The organism is Vibrio sp. 1249-1 (assembly GCF_033340495.1).
On record NZ_JAWOWJ010000428.1, the window covers coordinates 1 to 760 of the forward strand.

The following is a 760-nucleotide window of genomic DNA, read 5'->3' on the forward strand; positions in this document are numbered from 1 at the left end:
TGGTTGATTTGAACAAGTGCCCCAATACTGGAATATCACCAAGCAGTGGCACTTTCGATTCACTTTCTAGTGCACGTTCATCAACCAAACCACCTAGCACCAGCATCTGACCATCTTGGATCATCACGGAAGTGTTAAGTTGGCGCTTCGCGAAACGAACGTCAACGGCACCATTGGCACCCAATACGTTAGAGACTTCTTGTTCAATATTTAGCTGAACAGAATCACCTTCGTTGATCTGTGGTACAACTTTGAGCTTGATACCGACTTCTTTACGATCAACGGTTTGGAATGGGTTGTCGTTGTTTGAACCAGCAGTCGAGCCAGTAATAACAGGCACTTCTTCACCCACGATGAATGAGGCTTCGCCGTTATCCATCACCGTGATACTTGGAGAAGATAGGATGTTTGAGTTGGAATCCGAAGCAACCGCACTAACCAAAGCAGTCCAATCTCCCATCACAATGCTCATTGCTGCACCATTAACATTTTTGAGAGCAGAGGCTAAAGTAGAATAATCACCTTTTGTCGTCGTTTCCTCGTAATATTTGATAGCACCAGTATCTGAGTCACGAATCGGTTTTTTCTCTACTGTATCTTTAGCTTCTTCTAAACCAACCATGACTTGGCCAATTGGCGCACCTGTGTTGCCGTACTGGATCACAGCACCCGTTTCGAGTGACCCCCACTGAACGCCTAGGTTAATACCATCACCTTCGGCCATTTCAACAATCAAGGCTTCAATCAGAACCTGAGCACG

1 pseudogene is annotated in these 760 nt (G+C 45.7%); it reads right to left on the reverse strand.

Going from position 1 to position 760, the window contains the following annotated elements:
- Positions 1–760: pseudogene (locus tag R7Z50_RS26800) on the reverse strand (type II secretion system protein GspD); the annotation flags it as partial.